This window comes from Halalkalibacter wakoensis JCM 9140 (assembly GCF_000513095.1).
GTDB classification, from domain to species: Bacteria; Bacillota; Bacilli; order Bacillales; family Bacillaceae_D; genus Halalkalibacter; species Halalkalibacter wakoensis.
In genome coordinates, this window is sequence record NZ_BAUT01000021.1 from 14281 (window position 1) to 29582 (window position 15302).

General features: G+C 34.4%; 14 protein-coding genes and 1 pseudogene. All 15 read left to right on the forward strand.

What is annotated here, in order from left to right:
* Positions 1 to 13: 13 nt before the first annotated feature.
* The 15 genes and pseudogenes from JCM9140_RS10190 to rfbB all read left to right on the forward strand — a co-directional run bounded on the left by JCM9140_RS10190 (position 14) and on the right by rfbB (position 15297).
* Entirely contained in the window at positions 14 to 790 is a 777-nt protein-coding gene (locus JCM9140_RS10190; protein WP_034745650.1) for an ABC transporter permease, read from the forward strand.
* Positions 791 to 804: 14 nt separating this feature from the next.
* Entirely contained in the window at positions 805 to 2034 is a 1230-nt protein-coding gene (locus JCM9140_RS10195) for an ABC transporter ATP-binding protein (RefSeq protein WP_439644287.1), read from the forward strand.
* A gap of 13 nt (positions 2035 to 2047) precedes the next feature.
* Positions 2048 to 2296: a P-loop NTPase family protein gene (locus tag JCM9140_RS25400; RefSeq protein WP_439644288.1), complete on the forward strand. Its 249-nt coding sequence runs from the start codon at positions 2048 to 2050 to the stop codon at positions 2294 to 2296.
* A gap of 28 nt (positions 2297 to 2324) precedes the next feature.
* Positions 2325 to 4871, forward strand: a complete 2547-nt coding sequence (locus JCM9140_RS10200) for a glycosyltransferase (RefSeq protein ID WP_052002180.1) — start codon at positions 2325 to 2327, stop codon at positions 4869 to 4871.
* Between the two features lie 19 nt (positions 4872 to 4890).
* Positions 4891 to 5232: a hypothetical protein gene (locus JCM9140_RS10205; protein WP_034745653.1), complete on the forward strand. Its 342-nt coding sequence runs from the start codon at positions 4891 to 4893 to the stop codon at positions 5230 to 5232.
* Between the two features lie 22 nt (positions 5233 to 5254).
* Positions 5255 to 5386: a hypothetical protein gene (locus JCM9140_RS24890; RefSeq protein ID WP_268870560.1), complete on the forward strand. Its 132-nt coding sequence runs from the start codon at positions 5255 to 5257 to the stop codon at positions 5384 to 5386.
* A gap of 242 nt (positions 5387 to 5628) precedes the next feature.
* On the forward strand, positions 5629 to 6012 hold the full coding sequence (locus tag JCM9140_RS22490; protein ID WP_052002182.1) for a hypothetical protein: 384 nt from the start codon (positions 5629 to 5631) through the stop codon (positions 6010 to 6012).
* Between the two features lie 28 nt (positions 6013 to 6040).
* The gene (locus JCM9140_RS10210) at positions 6041 to 7951 is read left to right on the forward strand and encodes a glycosyltransferase (RefSeq protein WP_052002183.1); all 1911 of its coding nucleotides are present in this window, start codon (positions 6041 to 6043) and stop codon (positions 7949 to 7951) included.
* A 142-nt stretch (positions 7952 to 8093) separates the two neighbouring features.
* Complete coding sequence (locus tag JCM9140_RS10215) at positions 8094 to 9125, forward strand: ATP-grasp fold amidoligase family protein (protein WP_162232192.1); 1032 nt, start codon at positions 8094 to 8096, stop codon at positions 9123 to 9125.
* A gap of 167 nt (positions 9126 to 9292) precedes the next feature.
* Positions 9293 to 10651, forward strand: a pseudogene (locus JCM9140_RS10220) (transposase).
* Positions 10652 to 10750: 99 nt separating this feature from the next.
* Complete coding sequence (locus JCM9140_RS10225; protein WP_034745656.1) at positions 10751 to 11893, forward strand: glycosyltransferase; 1143 nt, start codon at positions 10751 to 10753, stop codon at positions 11891 to 11893.
* Positions 11894 to 11904: 11 nt separating this feature from the next.
* Positions 11905 to 12816 (forward strand): glycosyltransferase family 2 protein, encoded by a 912-nt coding sequence (locus JCM9140_RS10230; protein ID WP_034745659.1) that lies wholly within the window; start codon positions 11905 to 11907, stop codon positions 12814 to 12816.
* A gap of 12 nt (positions 12817 to 12828) precedes the next feature.
* The gene (rfbA, locus tag JCM9140_RS10235; RefSeq protein WP_034745662.1) at positions 12829 to 13692 is read left to right on the forward strand and encodes a glucose-1-phosphate thymidylyltransferase RfbA; all 864 of its coding nucleotides are present in this window, start codon (positions 12829 to 12831) and stop codon (positions 13690 to 13692) included.
* A 34-nt stretch (positions 13693 to 13726) separates the two neighbouring features.
* Positions 13727 to 14293 carry a dTDP-4-dehydrorhamnose 3,5-epimerase gene (gene rfbC / locus JCM9140_RS10240; RefSeq protein ID WP_034745666.1) on the forward strand — a complete coding sequence of 189 codons (567 nt, stop codon included), beginning with the start codon at positions 13727 to 13729 and terminating at the stop codon, positions 14291 to 14293.
* Positions 14290 to 15297, forward strand: coding sequence for a dTDP-glucose 4,6-dehydratase (rfbB, locus tag JCM9140_RS10245; protein ID WP_034745669.1), 1008 nt, complete (start codon positions 14290 to 14292; stop codon positions 15295 to 15297). The genes rfbC and rfbB overlap by 4 nt, the downstream gene beginning before the upstream one ends.
* Positions 15298 to 15302 lie beyond the last annotated feature (5 nt).

The following is a 15302-nucleotide window of genomic DNA, read 5'->3' on the forward strand; positions in this document are numbered from 1 at the left end:
TGGAGATGAATAGATGCAATCATATTTAAAAGAAATTTTGAAAAGGAAGGATCTTTTAATTTATCTTGTTAAATCAGGACTTAAATCAGAGCATAGAAATAGCTATCTTGGCTATTTCTGGTGGCTTTTAGATCCACTTCTCGGTGTTCTCATCTATTACTTTTTAGTAGCTGTTTTATTAGATCGTGGTGGAGAAAATTATGGTGTTTTCTTGGTCATTGGTTTAGTAGCTTGGCGTTGGTCAAGTACGACAATCAGTAAGTCGGCTAGAGCTATCACCAGCAGGTCTTCCATTATTAATCAAGTTTATTTACCTAAGGCAATCTTTCCGATGACAAAGTCTTTAACGGAATTAATTAATTTCTCGTTTGGCTTGGTTGTTATTGCAATATTTTTAGTTGCCTTTGGTGTTATGCCTGGATGGCAAGTGATTTATCTTCCTTTAATTATGCTTGTCCAATTGTTGTTTTTACAAGCAATTAGTTTATTCGTAGCTTATGTTTGTGTGTTCATTCGAGATATCGATAATATTCTTACACACGTTATTCGAATTTTGTTTTACGCATCTCCTGTTATATGGGAGGGAGGACGTTTGCCTGAACAATATCAGTGGATTGTTGATATAAATCCGTTTGCTCATCTTTTAAATGCATATCGGGATATATTAATGTATCAAACAAGTCCTCAATTATCGGGATTACTTATTCTTGGGTTTATATCGTTACTAGCAATTTTGGGGTTACTTATCTTTTACAATAGAAATGAACACAAAATTATAAAAGCATTATAAAAGAGGTTTTCTTTATGCATATAGAAGATAAAAATTCAATTGTTGTAGCAAAAAATGTTGGTGTTTCCTTCACTCCCGATAATCGTTCTGACGACTTTAAATCACATGTATTCAATAAGTTTAAAAGGAAAAATGAGAATGAGGTAAAAGGACAATTCTGGCCTTTAAAAAGTATTGATTTTACTGGTTATGAAGGTGAAGTGTTGGGAATCATCGGATCAAACGGATCTGGAAAAACTACATTGTGCAAACTCATCTCGGGGATATTGCATCCTGATGAGGGTGAGATACAGGTGGATGGGACAGTATCTGCTCTCTTTTCATTAGGGATTGGATTCAATAAAGAGTTAACTGGTCGTGAAAATGTATATATGAGTGGAATGATGCTAGGGATTGATAAAGTTAAAATTAGTCAGTTCATTGACGAGATACACGAATTTTCGGGGATTGGTTCTTTCATGGAACAACCTATTAAATATTACTCAAGTGGTATGAAAGCTAGGCTTGGTTTTAGTGTCGCAGCTTTCTTGGAGCCTGAAGTGTTAGTTCTTGACGAAGCTTTAAATACGGGAGATATCGAGTTTAATGAGAAAGCTGCAAGTAAAATGAAGGAATTAGTTAAGAAAGCCAAAATGGTGATTTTAGTTACTCATAGTATTAAATATGCTGTAGCCAATTGTGACAGACTTATTTGGTTAGAAAAAGGGGTTATTAAAGCGAATGGCAATCCAGAAGAGGTTGCCCAACAGTATTTAGCTTCTGTGCCTAAGAAGAAACAAAAGCCAAAAAAGAAATTAGATATCAAAAAAACAGAGTTAAAATCAACTGATAAAGTTGCTATTAAGGCTGAAAATCTGAGTGTCACTTATAATTTGAATGGAAAGACCTTTTCGGCTTTGAAGAATGTTAATTTTGAAATAAAAGAAGGAGAAGTCGTTGGGATTATAGGTCATAATGGTGCTGGAAAAAGTACACTTTGTAAATTGATGACTAATATTTTAACTCCTGATAAAGGAGTGCTAACTATAAATGGTGAAACCACTGCATTACTGGGGTTTGGGACTGGTTTTGATGGGCAGTTATCTGGGAGAGATAATATTTATTTGAACGGAATGTTGCTTGGAATTCCTAAGAAAGAAATTGAGGAACATTATGATAGTATTGTTGAATTCTCTGGATTAAGAAAGTCTATTAATAAACCTGTGAAGAACTATTCGAGTGGTATGAAATCCCGTTTAGTTTAGTACAGCAGCTACATTGCAACCTGATATATTTATTATTGATGAGGCTCTTTCGGCTGGAGATATTGATTTTAGGCAAAAAGCCAGTGAGAGAATTCAGGAAATGATTGAAAGTGCGAAAGTGGTTATTATTGTTTCGCATAGTATGGGGTTTGTGGAGAAGGTTTGCTCAAGGGTATTGTGGCTCGATAATGGTGAATTATATATGGATTGTTTGCCAAAAGAAACTGTTAAAAAGTACAAACAGAAAATTAGTGCTCAGTAAAAGTGGAAATTAAAGGTGGTAACGATGTATGGCTAAAAAGTATAGGTTTGGTATTATTGGAAATTTTCGAGTTCTGAAATTGATAAATAGAAGTTTGAAGTTCCTAAAAAAAAAATGTCCACCTAGTATAAAACAATTTATTAAAGGAGCTCTTAGTCAAAAGCAAATAGATTTTGTTCAACGATTACTAAATTCGAAGAAAGGTTCCTATTATTACATTGAGGGAATCCGGAAAAAATTGTTGAATTTAGGTTTCAGTAAACGTGCTAAAGAGGATTTAGAATTGATTGTAAAAGAAGAATCTAATATAAAAATGAAGTCTATTGCCTCTTGGGAATTACTGCTTTGGCACGCTAATCAATATAATAAGGACTCTGCAAGAGAAAGTTTAAAGTTATTAGCAGAAGTCGTAAAAGACGAAAAAGATTCAATAAAACTAAGACAAGCAGTAATAATGGAAGCAGAAAATTTAGAAATAACAGGGGATATAGGTAATGCTAAAAAGGCGATTATTAATGCTTTGGATGTAGATAGTGATTCAGATTTGTTTTTAGCTTTGAGCAATCTTGAATCAACAGTAGATAAAAAAATTAGTTTAATTAATAAAGCCCTTCCAAATATTAAAAATAAGGTGAGTTTTTCTGAAAAAAAAAATTCGACTTTATATGATTGTCTTTTTTCAGATTATGAAAAGCAACTCGTACAGACTGAGACTAATATAAATACAAAAGTAACTGTTATTATCCCAGTATTTAACGCGGAAAAGGTAATTAAAACTGCACTTGACTCCGTATTGACTCAGACATGGACTAACTTAGAAGTGTTGGTTGTTGATGACTGTAGTAGTGATAAAACTGTCGATATTGTTGAAATGTATGAAGAGAATGACGATAGAGTAAAGTTAATTAAAGCCGGAGTAAACCAAGGCCCATATGTTGCAAGAAATATGGCATTAAAAGAAGCTACCGGAGAATTTGTAACTTGTCATGATGCAGATGATTGGTCTCATTCAGAGAAGATTGAACGGCAAGTTGTACACTTGCAGAAGAATAGAAGTGTAATAGGGAATTTATCTGAACAAGCCCGGGCAACGGAAGATTTGAAGTTTTACCGTAGGGGCAAGCTAGGTTCATATATTTTTAGTAATATGTCTTCCTTTATGTTTAGGCGTAAAAAGGTTATGGAGGCTGTAGGTTTCTGGGATTCTGTTCGGTTTGGTGCTGACTCTGAATTTATTAGGAGGACAAAAGTAATCTTTGGTGAAGACTCTGTAGCCTATCTTTCAACTGGACCACTTTCTTTTCAAAGACAGACAACTTCCTCTCTAACAGGAAGCTCTGCTTTTGGTTATCACGGTTTTTTCATGGGAGCTAGAAAGGAATACTTTGAAGCTTTTAGTGAGTACCACTCGTTAGGGAAAGAACTCCGCTATGATTTCCCAATGGTTAAGAGGCCTTTTGCAGTACCAGAACCTATGTGGCCTAAAAGAGATCCAAAACAGTTAGGAACACGATATTTCGATATAATTATTGTTTCAGATTTTCGATTGGATGGAGGCTCTAATATATCTAACTTAGAGGAAATCAAAGCACACAGAAACATGGGTTTAAAGACTGGCTTAATACAAATGTCGAGGTATGATTATAATCCACGAAAGAAAACCAACCCTAAAATACGCCAATTAATAGATGGAAATATGGTACAGATGATTGTTTTTGGCGAAAACGTTACATGTGATTTATTAATTGTTAGGTATCCGCCAATTCTGCAAGAATGGCAAGATTATATTCCAAAAGTTGATGCGAAGAATATACGTGTGATTATTAACCAAACACCAAGAAGTGATTATGGACCAGATGGTGTTCAACGTTTTGACATCAGACAGAGTCATGAGAATTTAAGAAAGTATTTTTTGAAAGAGGCAATTTGGCATCCAATTGGTCCATTAGTTCGGGAAGCCTTATATAATTACCATAGTAAGGATTTGTCGGTTATTAAGCTAGCAACTGAAGACTGGACCAATATTATAGATGTGAATGAGTGGAGAGTGGAAAAAAAATTTTCACAAGGTGGGAAACCTAAAATTGGGAGAGTATCTAGAGATAACAGTATGAAGTGGCCAGATAATGTTGAGCAATTACTATCTATTTACCCTGATTCAAAAGAGTTTGATGTATATATACTTGGTGGAGCTAACACGCCAAGAAGTATACTAGGGAGGTTGCCTAGTAATTGGAAGGTTTATGAATTTGGAGAGATAGAACCTAAAGAATTTTTGTCTCGAATAGATGTATTTGTTTATTATACACATCAGGATTGGGTTGAGTCTTTTGGTCGTGTAATTATTGAAGCAATGGCGGTGGGTGTCCCTGTAATTTTACCATATGAATATCAGAGTTTATTTAAAGGTGCTGCAATCTATGCAGAGCCACACGAAGTGAAAGAAAAGATTCAACAGTTATTAGTAGATAAGACCTTTTATGATAACCAAGTTAATTTTGCGTGGAAATTTGTTGAAGAGAATTTCGGGTATACGAACCATGAGTTTAGGATAAGCAAATTTTTAAGCAAATAAAAAGGATGAGTTTGAAAATATGGATATTTCTTTAATAAAACAAAAGGATGCAGATGAGGTTGCAGATTTGTCAGAATCTATTCGAGAAAGGTATTTAAAAGACCAAATCATTTTAACTGAAGAAAAATTAATATACTTTAAAAATGAACTGAATATTAAAATGAAAAGAAATTATGACTATAGAATGGAATTGGAAGAGTTAAAGCGAGAAAGTCAGAAGTTAGGTATTGAGGTGAAAAAAGTTGAGAAAGAAAGAGCCTATGCTAAAAAAAAATTCAAGGAAATTAGTGAGAGTCGTTCTTGGCGATTTACCTTCTTTGTTCGGAAAATGTTAGACTTTTCAAAAAAACCTAACATGTAATAAATTGAAGGAGCTTTGTAATATGAAAAATGTCTTAGAAAAGAAAGATTTACTATTATCTGAAAAAGTCAAGTTAACAAATCAAGTTTATAGAGTGCAGGAACAGTTGAATATTGAAGAAGAAAATCGAAAGATTCTTAAAAAAACAAATTAGTGATTTAGAAGTAGAATTACTAAATATGCGCGGGCAGATAAAAGTTCTACAAGCTGAAAAAAATAAGTATAGAAATAGCTTTCGAACTATTGAACACAGTAGAATTTGGCAATACAGTAAAAGCATTCGGGATATTAGCTTAGTGATAAAACGAGTACTAGGTATAAAAAATCATTCACCTCGTAGAAATGAGTATAAAAAATCATCAGTTTCTTTAAAACAGTCAAATATTGAAATATCGGATGAAAAAAAAAGTAAAAAATGCTAAGGGAAAAGTAAAACAAATTAAACGTAAATTGCTTAATTTAGGTTTTGAAGAACGGGCTTATAAAGATTTGATAGAGATGTTAAGTGATACCAAAGATGTTCACTTAAAGAAATTTGCTGCTTGGGAATTAGCGTTATGGCATGGGAATAAATATACAAAGGAAGATGCAAAAAAATGTTTAGAGTTCTTGTCGGTAGTTATAAAAGAAGAGACTGATAGTAGCACCATCCGAAAAGCGAAAATTTTAGTAGCAGAATGCCAAGAGATATTAGGGCAGAATATTATAGCTAAAAAAGAACTAGAAAGATTATTAACTGAAGAAACTCATCCTGATCTATTGATTGGGAAAGGCAAATAATGAGTCAAATTATATAGATAAAATTAGGATGATAAATGAGGTTTATAAATTTTACAAGCTATTAGAACTTGATATTGCCAATATGAATAAAGAACTTTCTTTAGAAAACATTAAAATTATTAAAGATGAAGGAAAAGTCGAAACTGAACATTACGCTAAAGTAACAGTCATTATGCCGATTTATAATTCAGAAAACTATATTGAAACAGCCATAAGGTCTGTCTTATCCCAGAGTTGGCATAACTTAGAGGTTATTATTGTGGATGATTGTAGTACTGATAATACATTTAAGGTAGTAGAAAGCTTTTTGATTAAAGACTCAAGAGTAAAACTCTTACAAACTAAAGTTAATAGCGGTCCATATGTTGCTCGAAACCTAGCTCTTGACGTTGCAACTGGAGATTTCATAACGTGCCATGATGCTGATGATTGGTCCCATCCTCAAAAAATTGAAAAGCAAGTTTTACATTTAGTCAACAACCCTAATATAATGGGTAATACTTCACAGCAAGTTCGAGCGAGTACAGAGTTGAAGTTCCATCGTAGAGGGAAACCTGGTGTATATATATTTGATAATATGTCATCTTTAATGTTTCGTAGAAAAGATGTCCTTGAACAATTGGGTTATTGGGACAGTGTTCGTTTTATGGCTGACGGGGAATTTATACGCCGCTTCAAAAAAAAATTTGGGGAACTATCGATTAAGAATTTAAAAACTGGTCCTCTATCTTTTCAAAGACAAACTAGTACTTCTTTGACGGGTAATAAGGTCTTTGGATTTCATGGAAACCTAATTGGTGCGAGATTGGAATATTTCGAGAGTTCTAATTACTTTCATTCCAAAACTGATTCATTACGCTATGAGTTCCCGCAAAAGCTTAGGCCCTTTGCGGTACCAGAACCTTTAATTAAGAATAAGAAACATGATTCAATAGAACGTAGACATTTTGATATCATTTTAGTTTCTGATTTTAGACTTCATGGTGGATCTAATATGTCAAATGTTGAAGAGATTATTGCTCAAAAACAATTAGGTATTAAGGTTGGGCTAATTCAAATGAATCGATATGACCTTGATCCAAAAAGAAGCTTCGATTCCAAAGTTCGGAATCTTGTTGATGGTGACCAAGTTCAAGTTATTGTGTTCGGAGAATACGTCTCTTGTGACTTATTAATTGTAAGATATCCTCCTATTTTGCAAGAAAGGCAACGGTTTATCCCAGATGTAAAAGCTAATAATATTAGAGTTATCATAAATCAACCACCACAAAGTGATTATGGTCCTAACGCTGTGATTAGATATGATATCAAAAGAGCGAACCACTATTTGCAAGAATGTTTTGGAAAAGGAGCAATTTGGTGTCCTATTGGACCATTAGTTAGAGATGTTCTTTACGAATATCATAGAGAAGAATTAAAAGAAATTAATTTATCTAAAGAAAACTGGTCTAACATAATAGACGTAGATAAATGGGAAAGAAAATCACGACCTATTAATAGTTCAAAAAAGATAATTGGTAGGCACTCTAGGGATAATGAGGTTAAATGGCCTGAGAATCCAGCCGAATTACTAGGCACATATCCTGATTCAGAGGATTATGAAGTCCACATTTTAGGTGGGGGTGAAACACCTAAAAAAGTATTAGGCTATTTGCCTGATAATTGGAATGTTTCCGATTTTGGTGCAATACATCCAAAAAAGTTCCTCGAAAAATTAGATGTTTTCGTTTATTATACTCATTCGGATTGGGTAGAATCTTTTGGTAGAGTGATTATAGAAGCGATGGCTGTTGGAGTACCAGTTATTCTCCCCCATAGTTATCGTAAACTATTTGAAGAAGCAGCAATTTACGCTGAACCATTTGAAGTGAAATATTATTTAGAAAAGCTGTTGAATAATGAAAATTTCTATAATGAAAAAGTTTTAGAAGACTCGTAAGTACGTAGAAAAGCACTTTGGTTATACAATGCACGCTAGAAGAATTCAAAAATTCATTGATAGGAAGCTCCAGCTCCCAAATAAAGAAAAAAATAGGGAAGGTCTTATAAGTAACTTAAAAAGAGCTGAAAAGTCGGGGAACATGATTGGTTATGTAGAAAAAATTATTGAAGAGAAGAAATGTTTTGAGAGAAGCTATTCTGAAGCTCTTATACTTGCCGCAAAGAAAATTAAAAAGAGTGAAATAAGAAATGAAATACATCAGAAAATAATAAGCTCTTTAAAAGTAGGAGAGTTGCCAGAATTTCTAGTAAAGTCTTCTGGTAAAGGAGATAAATTATCTTTAAGATCAATATCATCTTTTAGAGCTAGTTTGAGTATGCGTTCTAGGAAAAGACAGTTAAGTACAATTTTACCAGAATGGATTCTTGATGATAAAGTGAGGTCTTATGCATTTGTGGATAAACTTGGTATCGATAGACCTTTGATATTTAATAGTCATATCAAATTTAGTGAAATTGATAAGGGTGAAAAAATTGTTATAAAGCCTGTAAGTGGAGCAGGTTCTCGTGGTGTTTATCTTGTTGAGAATTCCGATAATATATTGGATGTTAGAAATTCAAAATTATTAGGTGGTTGGAAATCACTGGAATTTTCTATACGGAATGATTTAAAAAATGGATTGGTAAAAAATGATGATTGGATTGTTGAGGAGTTAATCTATAACGAAAATAGCTTAGAGAAACCATCTAGAGATATTAAATTTTATTGTTTTTATGGTAAAGTTGCACTAATTCTCGAAGTAAGAAGGTATCCTAGTAAAGGGTATTGTTGGTGGTCTGCTTCAGGAGAATTAGTAAATACAGGTAAGTATGACGATAAGGTCATTCAAGGAGATGGAGTATCTAAAAAAGAAATTGATTTAGCTGCTGCTATGAGTTCTGAAATACCAGCGCCATTTGTTAGATTAGATTTTCATAAGTCTTCGGAAAGGCTGGTCTTTGGCGAATTTACTCCTAGACCTGGAAATTACGAGAAATTTGATGAAAAAACTGATCAATTACTAGGTGATTACTTTTTGGAAGCTGAAGGGAGGTTAATGGACGACTTGATCGGTGGGAAAAAATTTGAGTATTTTAATCAGTTTTTAAATGAGATTGATATTAATAGTTAAAGTTAGGTTAATAAAAAAAGAATTATTAATTTAAGAAATGAATGAATTTCTTAATGTAAACCCTTAGTCTCGTAAGGCTTTCAATACAAGAAAAAGGGAGTACCTCCCCAAAAGTCGAATTAGTAAGTTACTACACAAAAAACTAACGACTGGAGGAAGACTCCCTTATGACTATTATACGACAAGGAAGCCTATTTGACCTGCAAGATTTATACGATTTAGAACCTACCCACCGTTTTGAAACGGTGTTTCAACGATTAGATTGACCCAATTCTATTTATTATTTCAAAAAAGCCCTTTATGGTGCGCCTGTTCAACTTAATTATGCAGCCATGATCTACGCTTTTGCGGCTAGAATTCTTGAAGGAATTCCTACGATTAAAGATCTTATTAGTAGTTTTAAGAACGACTATATGTTTCGTTTAGATTATGAATTCCTTCTTTCTGATGCGATTCCATCTGAAGCCTCTTATTCGAGAATACTTACTAATTAGCTAAATTCGATGTTCTTGAACGTATTAAAGAAACTCAAATCCATTAAGCAATTCTAGAAGGGTTTATCATAGATGGATGATACGGCTGCCCTTGATACGACTCACATCGAAGCACGGGACCAAGACCTGTAAAAGAAGAAAAGCCTAAATCAGAGCTAAAGAAACGTGGACGTAAGCCTAAAGAAGAACAAGAGAAATAGCTTCAAGAAAAAGTTGAACGTGAAGCTGCTCTACCACTATTCGAGAAAAAGATAGAAGCTTAATTTGATGCATCTTTAGATGAATTACGGTCAGCTGTCCCTCTTGATCGTAATTGGTGAGCCAAGAAAAACAGTGAAGGAAAGAACGTATTTTGGTTTGGTCATAAATGGCATTTTGCAGTTGAACCAAAAGTCAGTATATTCTTCAAACGCTCTTTTTATCGGGAAACCCAAATGGTGGAAAAACTGCAATCCCTTTATTGAAAGGCGTTCATGAGCGACTCTCTGCGCTTCTGGTTTCATTCAGTACTCTTGATGCAGGGTATGATTATCCAGCTATTTACGAACAAATTCATCGAATGGGTGCCCAGTTTATCATTGCTTACAATAAGAAAAATGAGTCAGCCTTAGAAGGGTTTGCTCAACATTTTGCGCTAAGTTGTGCGCGAGAATATTCGTGTCGATATGACAGTTACGACTCTAAGTATAAGACGTTAAAATACACGAGTCCAAAAGAGTGTAAAGATTGACCGTTAGCTTCGGCAACGTTGTGTCAAAAAGTCTATAAAGTTAAAATAACAACTGATTTACGTCGATATACAGCGCCAGCCAGTGGCTCGAAAAGCGTGGAAAACCATCTATAAATAACGTGCTGTTGAACGCGTCGTGCTTATCTTAAAGAGTTCTTCCAGTTAAATAATGTTCGTTATCGAACTGGGAAGCGAGCAAAAGTTCATTTTGATTTAACACAATTGGTTATAACAGAGCAAAACTCGCGTGTGACCGTATAGCTAAGCCCTTATCTAAAAAAGAGGTTATTCAAGCTGTTTAATTTTCATTTTTAAAAATGAGACTATGAAAATTAAGGTCTTTGTATTGTTCTTTAGACAGGCTTTATGAAATTAACTCAAATAGGAGTGTTTTGGGAAAAATGTTCAAAACTATTCATGTGATTGTAGCTCCTTCTAGTTATCTAGAAGATCCTTTAAAATATCGTCGACATCGTTTGGCTGAGTATTTATTATCTCAAGATACTGCACAGGAAATTATTTGGATCTCCCCTGAAACACATTCTTTCTTTAATTCTAATTTAAACATACTAAAAGAAATAAAATTAAATTGCGATATTTTACAAATAAAAATCGGAGACTATAAAAGTTTAGTAAGAAACATTGAGTGGTTTCAAAATTCTTTAATCCATTTTATTCATGAAAAACATGAAGAGCAAGTAAATTATTATTTGTGGTATACTTATCCTGCTTTTTCCGCACTTTCACAACTTAAGATATGGAAATCAGTTATTTATGATTGTAGTGATATGTGGGTAGAAGCTGAAAAAACGAATCATTTTCTTCAAAATTTTATAAAACGTCAATTAATAAGGAGAACAGAGAGAAGAATTGTTAGTTCGGCTAACTATTGCTTTGCGTCTTCCTTAACTTTACAGAACCGACTCCTATATAAACGTATTAGTACTACACTTATTGAGAATGGAGTGGATTATTCAAAATTCCAAGTAGTCGATAAGATAGATATAAATTTCAATAAGAAACCGACCCTAGGTTTTGTCGGAGGTCTTAAACCTTGGAAAATTGATTTTGATTTGCTAGTAAAGGTATTTAAAGTGAAACATGATTGGCAATTGGTACTCGTTGGTTCGACTTACGGACAGATGGGACAAGCTTATCAAAAATTGCAAAAGTTGGATAACGTAAAAATAATTCCTACTGTCCCCTATGATGAAATTCCGAGTATGGTAGCAACATTCGACATCGGTATTCTTCCTTATATAGAAAATAATTACAATGAAGGGGTTTTCCCTCTCAAGTTTTTCGAATATTTGGCAGGGGGGCTACCAATTGTCGGATGTGGTCTTCCTTCAACCAATAACTATATAGAAGATGGCGTTTACGAACATGTTAAAAGTGAAACTGAGTTATTTATAGCGGCTTGCGAAAGAGCTTTGAATAGTAAAAGTGAAGAAAATAAGTCAAGACGATTAGCATTAGCAAAACAAGCTGATTGGGTAAAGAAATTCGAAAAAATGTGGGGAATAGTTAATGGTTCGAAGTAGGTGCGCTGAAAATGAAACAAACTGAATCATTATTTATTAGCATTATTATGCCTGTCTATAACCGACAAGATACCGTGGAAGATGCAGTTCAAAGTATACTAAAACAAACCTACTCAAACTTTGAACTGATTATTATTGATGATTGTTCCATAGATCATACGCTTCAAGTAGTTCAGGAAATAGAGGATCAAAGAATCCGTTGTCTTACTCATAAACAGAATTTAGGAGCTGCCGCAGCCCGAAATACAGGGATTAAAGAAGCGAAAGCGGAGTGGATTGCTTTTCAAGATAGTGATGATAATTGGGCACCTGATAAATTAGAAAAGCAAGTTAAAGCAGCTATGAATAGCCAAAGTTCTTCTTTAATCTATACTAGTTTTATTCGTCATAAGGATGGAATAGAAGAATATATACCAGGGGAAGATGGCCGACAGAAGCAAGGCTATATTCATAAAGAGTTACTCCTCGGGAATTTTATATCAACACAGACCGTTCTTGTTCACAGAAACTGTTTAGAAAGTGAAGGTTTCTTTGCAGAAGATATGCCACGTTTTCAAGACTGGGAACTTTGGTTACGGTTATCAACAAAATACCCTTTTATTTGGATTGATGAACCCCTTGTGGACGTTTTTTATACAGAGGGGAGCATCTCTTCAAATCAAGGGAAAATCGTTATTGCTTACGAGAAAATTTGGGAGAAGCATAAACAATTATTTATGGATGCGGGCCTTGAATATGTTTCTTCCTTTCTTTTTTCGTATGGTCATAACCTATGTTTAGCTGGCAAAGTTAAAAAAGGTAGAACCATTTTTAAACAAGCAATAAAAAAATATAAAAAGTCATCTAAACTATTGTTTGCCTATATGTGTACGTTTCTAGGGAACAATTTTTATAAAATGGTCTATTCATATTATAAACGTTGATAGGAGTAAGTTATGAAAGGAATCGTACTTGCAGGAGGAAGCGGGAGCCGTTTATATCCGTTAACCCGCGTTGTATCAAAGCAGTTATTACCTGTTTATGATAAACCGATGATTTATTATCCGTTGTCCGTCTTAATGCTAGCAGGTATTCGGGAAATCATGATTATTTCAACACCAAATGATCTACCAAGATTTGAGCAACTATTAGGAACGGGTGAAGAGTTAGGAGTATCGTTTACCTATGCTGCTCAATCAGAGCCAAGAGGGATTGCGGAGGCTTTTCTAATAGCAGAAGAATTTATAGGAACGGATTCGGTTTCATTAATTCTAGGTGACAACATTTTTTACGGATATGGCTTTTCTGGTTTGTTAAAAAACGTTGCTTCACGCAAAAGTGGTGCTACCGTTTTTGGCTATCAGGTAAAAGATCCAGAGCGTTATGGTGTAATTGCCTTTGATCAAAATAATAAGGTCACATCGATTGTTGAAAAGCCGAATGAACCACAGTCTAACTATGCTGTGACGGGGCTTTATTTCTATGATCATCATGTAGTCGATATTGCAAAACAATTGATACCTTCTGAAAGAGGAGAACTAGAGATTACGGACATTAACCAGGTTTATCTAGAAGAAAGAAAGTTACAGGTAGAACTACTTGGTAGAGGCTTTGCCTGGCTTGATACAGGAACGCATGAATCTTTATTAGAAGCATCACTCTTTATTGAAACAGTGGAAAAGCGCCAAGGGTTAAAAATTGCCTGTCTAGAAGAAGTCGCTTATCGATTAGGATATATAAATGATATCCAGTTACAACGTTTAGCTAGTCAGCTTAAGAATAATGAGTTTGGAAAGTATCTGTTCAATTTGATGACCTAAATGGTAGTGAGATGAAGAAAATGGTGGTGTTGGTGTGAAAATCTATCCGACAAAATTTCAAGATATTATTTTATTAGAAACTAGAAGATTTGGCGATGAGCGTGGTTTCTTCACAGAAAGTTACAATCATAAACTGTTTGCAGAAAAAGGTGTAACAAATCACTTCGTCCAAGACAATCACTCGCTTTCATCTGAATCAGGAACTCTTCGTGGACTTCATTATCAACTCAATCCAGCCGCTCAAGCCAAATTAGTTCGGGTTCTAGCTGGGGCGATTTACGATGTGATTGTTGATCTTCGGCAAGGGTCACCGACCTTTGGTGAATGGGAAAGTTATATTCTTAGTGAAGATAACAAAAGACAATTATTAGTCCCAAAAGGGTTTGCTCATGGTTTTTGTACGTTAGTGAAAGATACACAAGTTTTTTATAAAGTAGATGAATATTACTCTCCAGAAAATGATCGGGGGATTGCTTGGGATGATTCGACGTTAAACATTCCTTGGCCGACTTCGAACCCTATTTTATCTGAAAAAGATCAGAAGCATCCGAGTTTTGAAGATGCGGAGCATAATTTTATTTATAGAGGGTGTTTAAAATGAGATTACTTGTTACAGGTGGAGCGGGTTTCATTGGAAGTAATTTTATTCGTTATATGATTGGAAAATATCCTCAGTATGACTTCATCAATCTTGATGCACTAACCTACGCAGGGAACTTAGAAAACTTACAAGTTATTGAAAAGCACCAAAATTATCAATTTATAAAAGGTGACATAGCTGATGTAGAATTTGTCGAGGAGATTTTTCAGAAAGGCATAGACACAGTAGTTAACTTTGCTGCAGAATCTCATGTCGATCGAAGTATTCATGATCCAGCCATTTTTACTCGTACAAATATTTTAGGATCACAAGTGTTATTAGACGCATCTAAAAAGTATGGTGTAGAAAAGTTTGTACAAGTTTCAACAGATGAGGTGTATGGTTCACTAGGAGAAGAAGGATTATTTCATGAAACAACTCCACTATCTCCGAATAGTCCTTATAGTGCAAGTAAAGCGGGGGCTGATTTACTTGTACGAGCCTATTATGAGACGTATCGCTTACCAGTTATGATTACTCGTTGTTCCAATAATTATGGACCTCATCAATTTCCAGAGAAGTTAATTCCTTTAATGATTAGTCGCGCGTTAGCTAATCAACCTTTACCTATTTATGGTGACGGTTTAAATATTCGTGATTGGCTTCATGTTGAGGATCACTGCCAAGCAATTGATTTAGTACTTCACAAAGGGAAAAGTGGAGAAGTGTATAATGTCGGTGGAAATAATGAACTGACGAATATTGAAATCGTCAAAGGAATATTAAAACATTTAGGGAAATCTGAAACGTTGATCGATTATGTTCAAGATCGTTTAGGACACGATCGTCGCTATGCGATTGATGCAACTAAGATAAAACAGGAATTAGGTTGGCAGCCGAAGTATACATTTGAAGACGGTTTGAAAGAAACGATTGACTGGTATGTCGAGAATGAAGATTGGTGGAAACGAATCATTAGTGGTGAATATCAAGAGTATTATGAAAAGCAGTACGGAAAAATCTAGGTGGA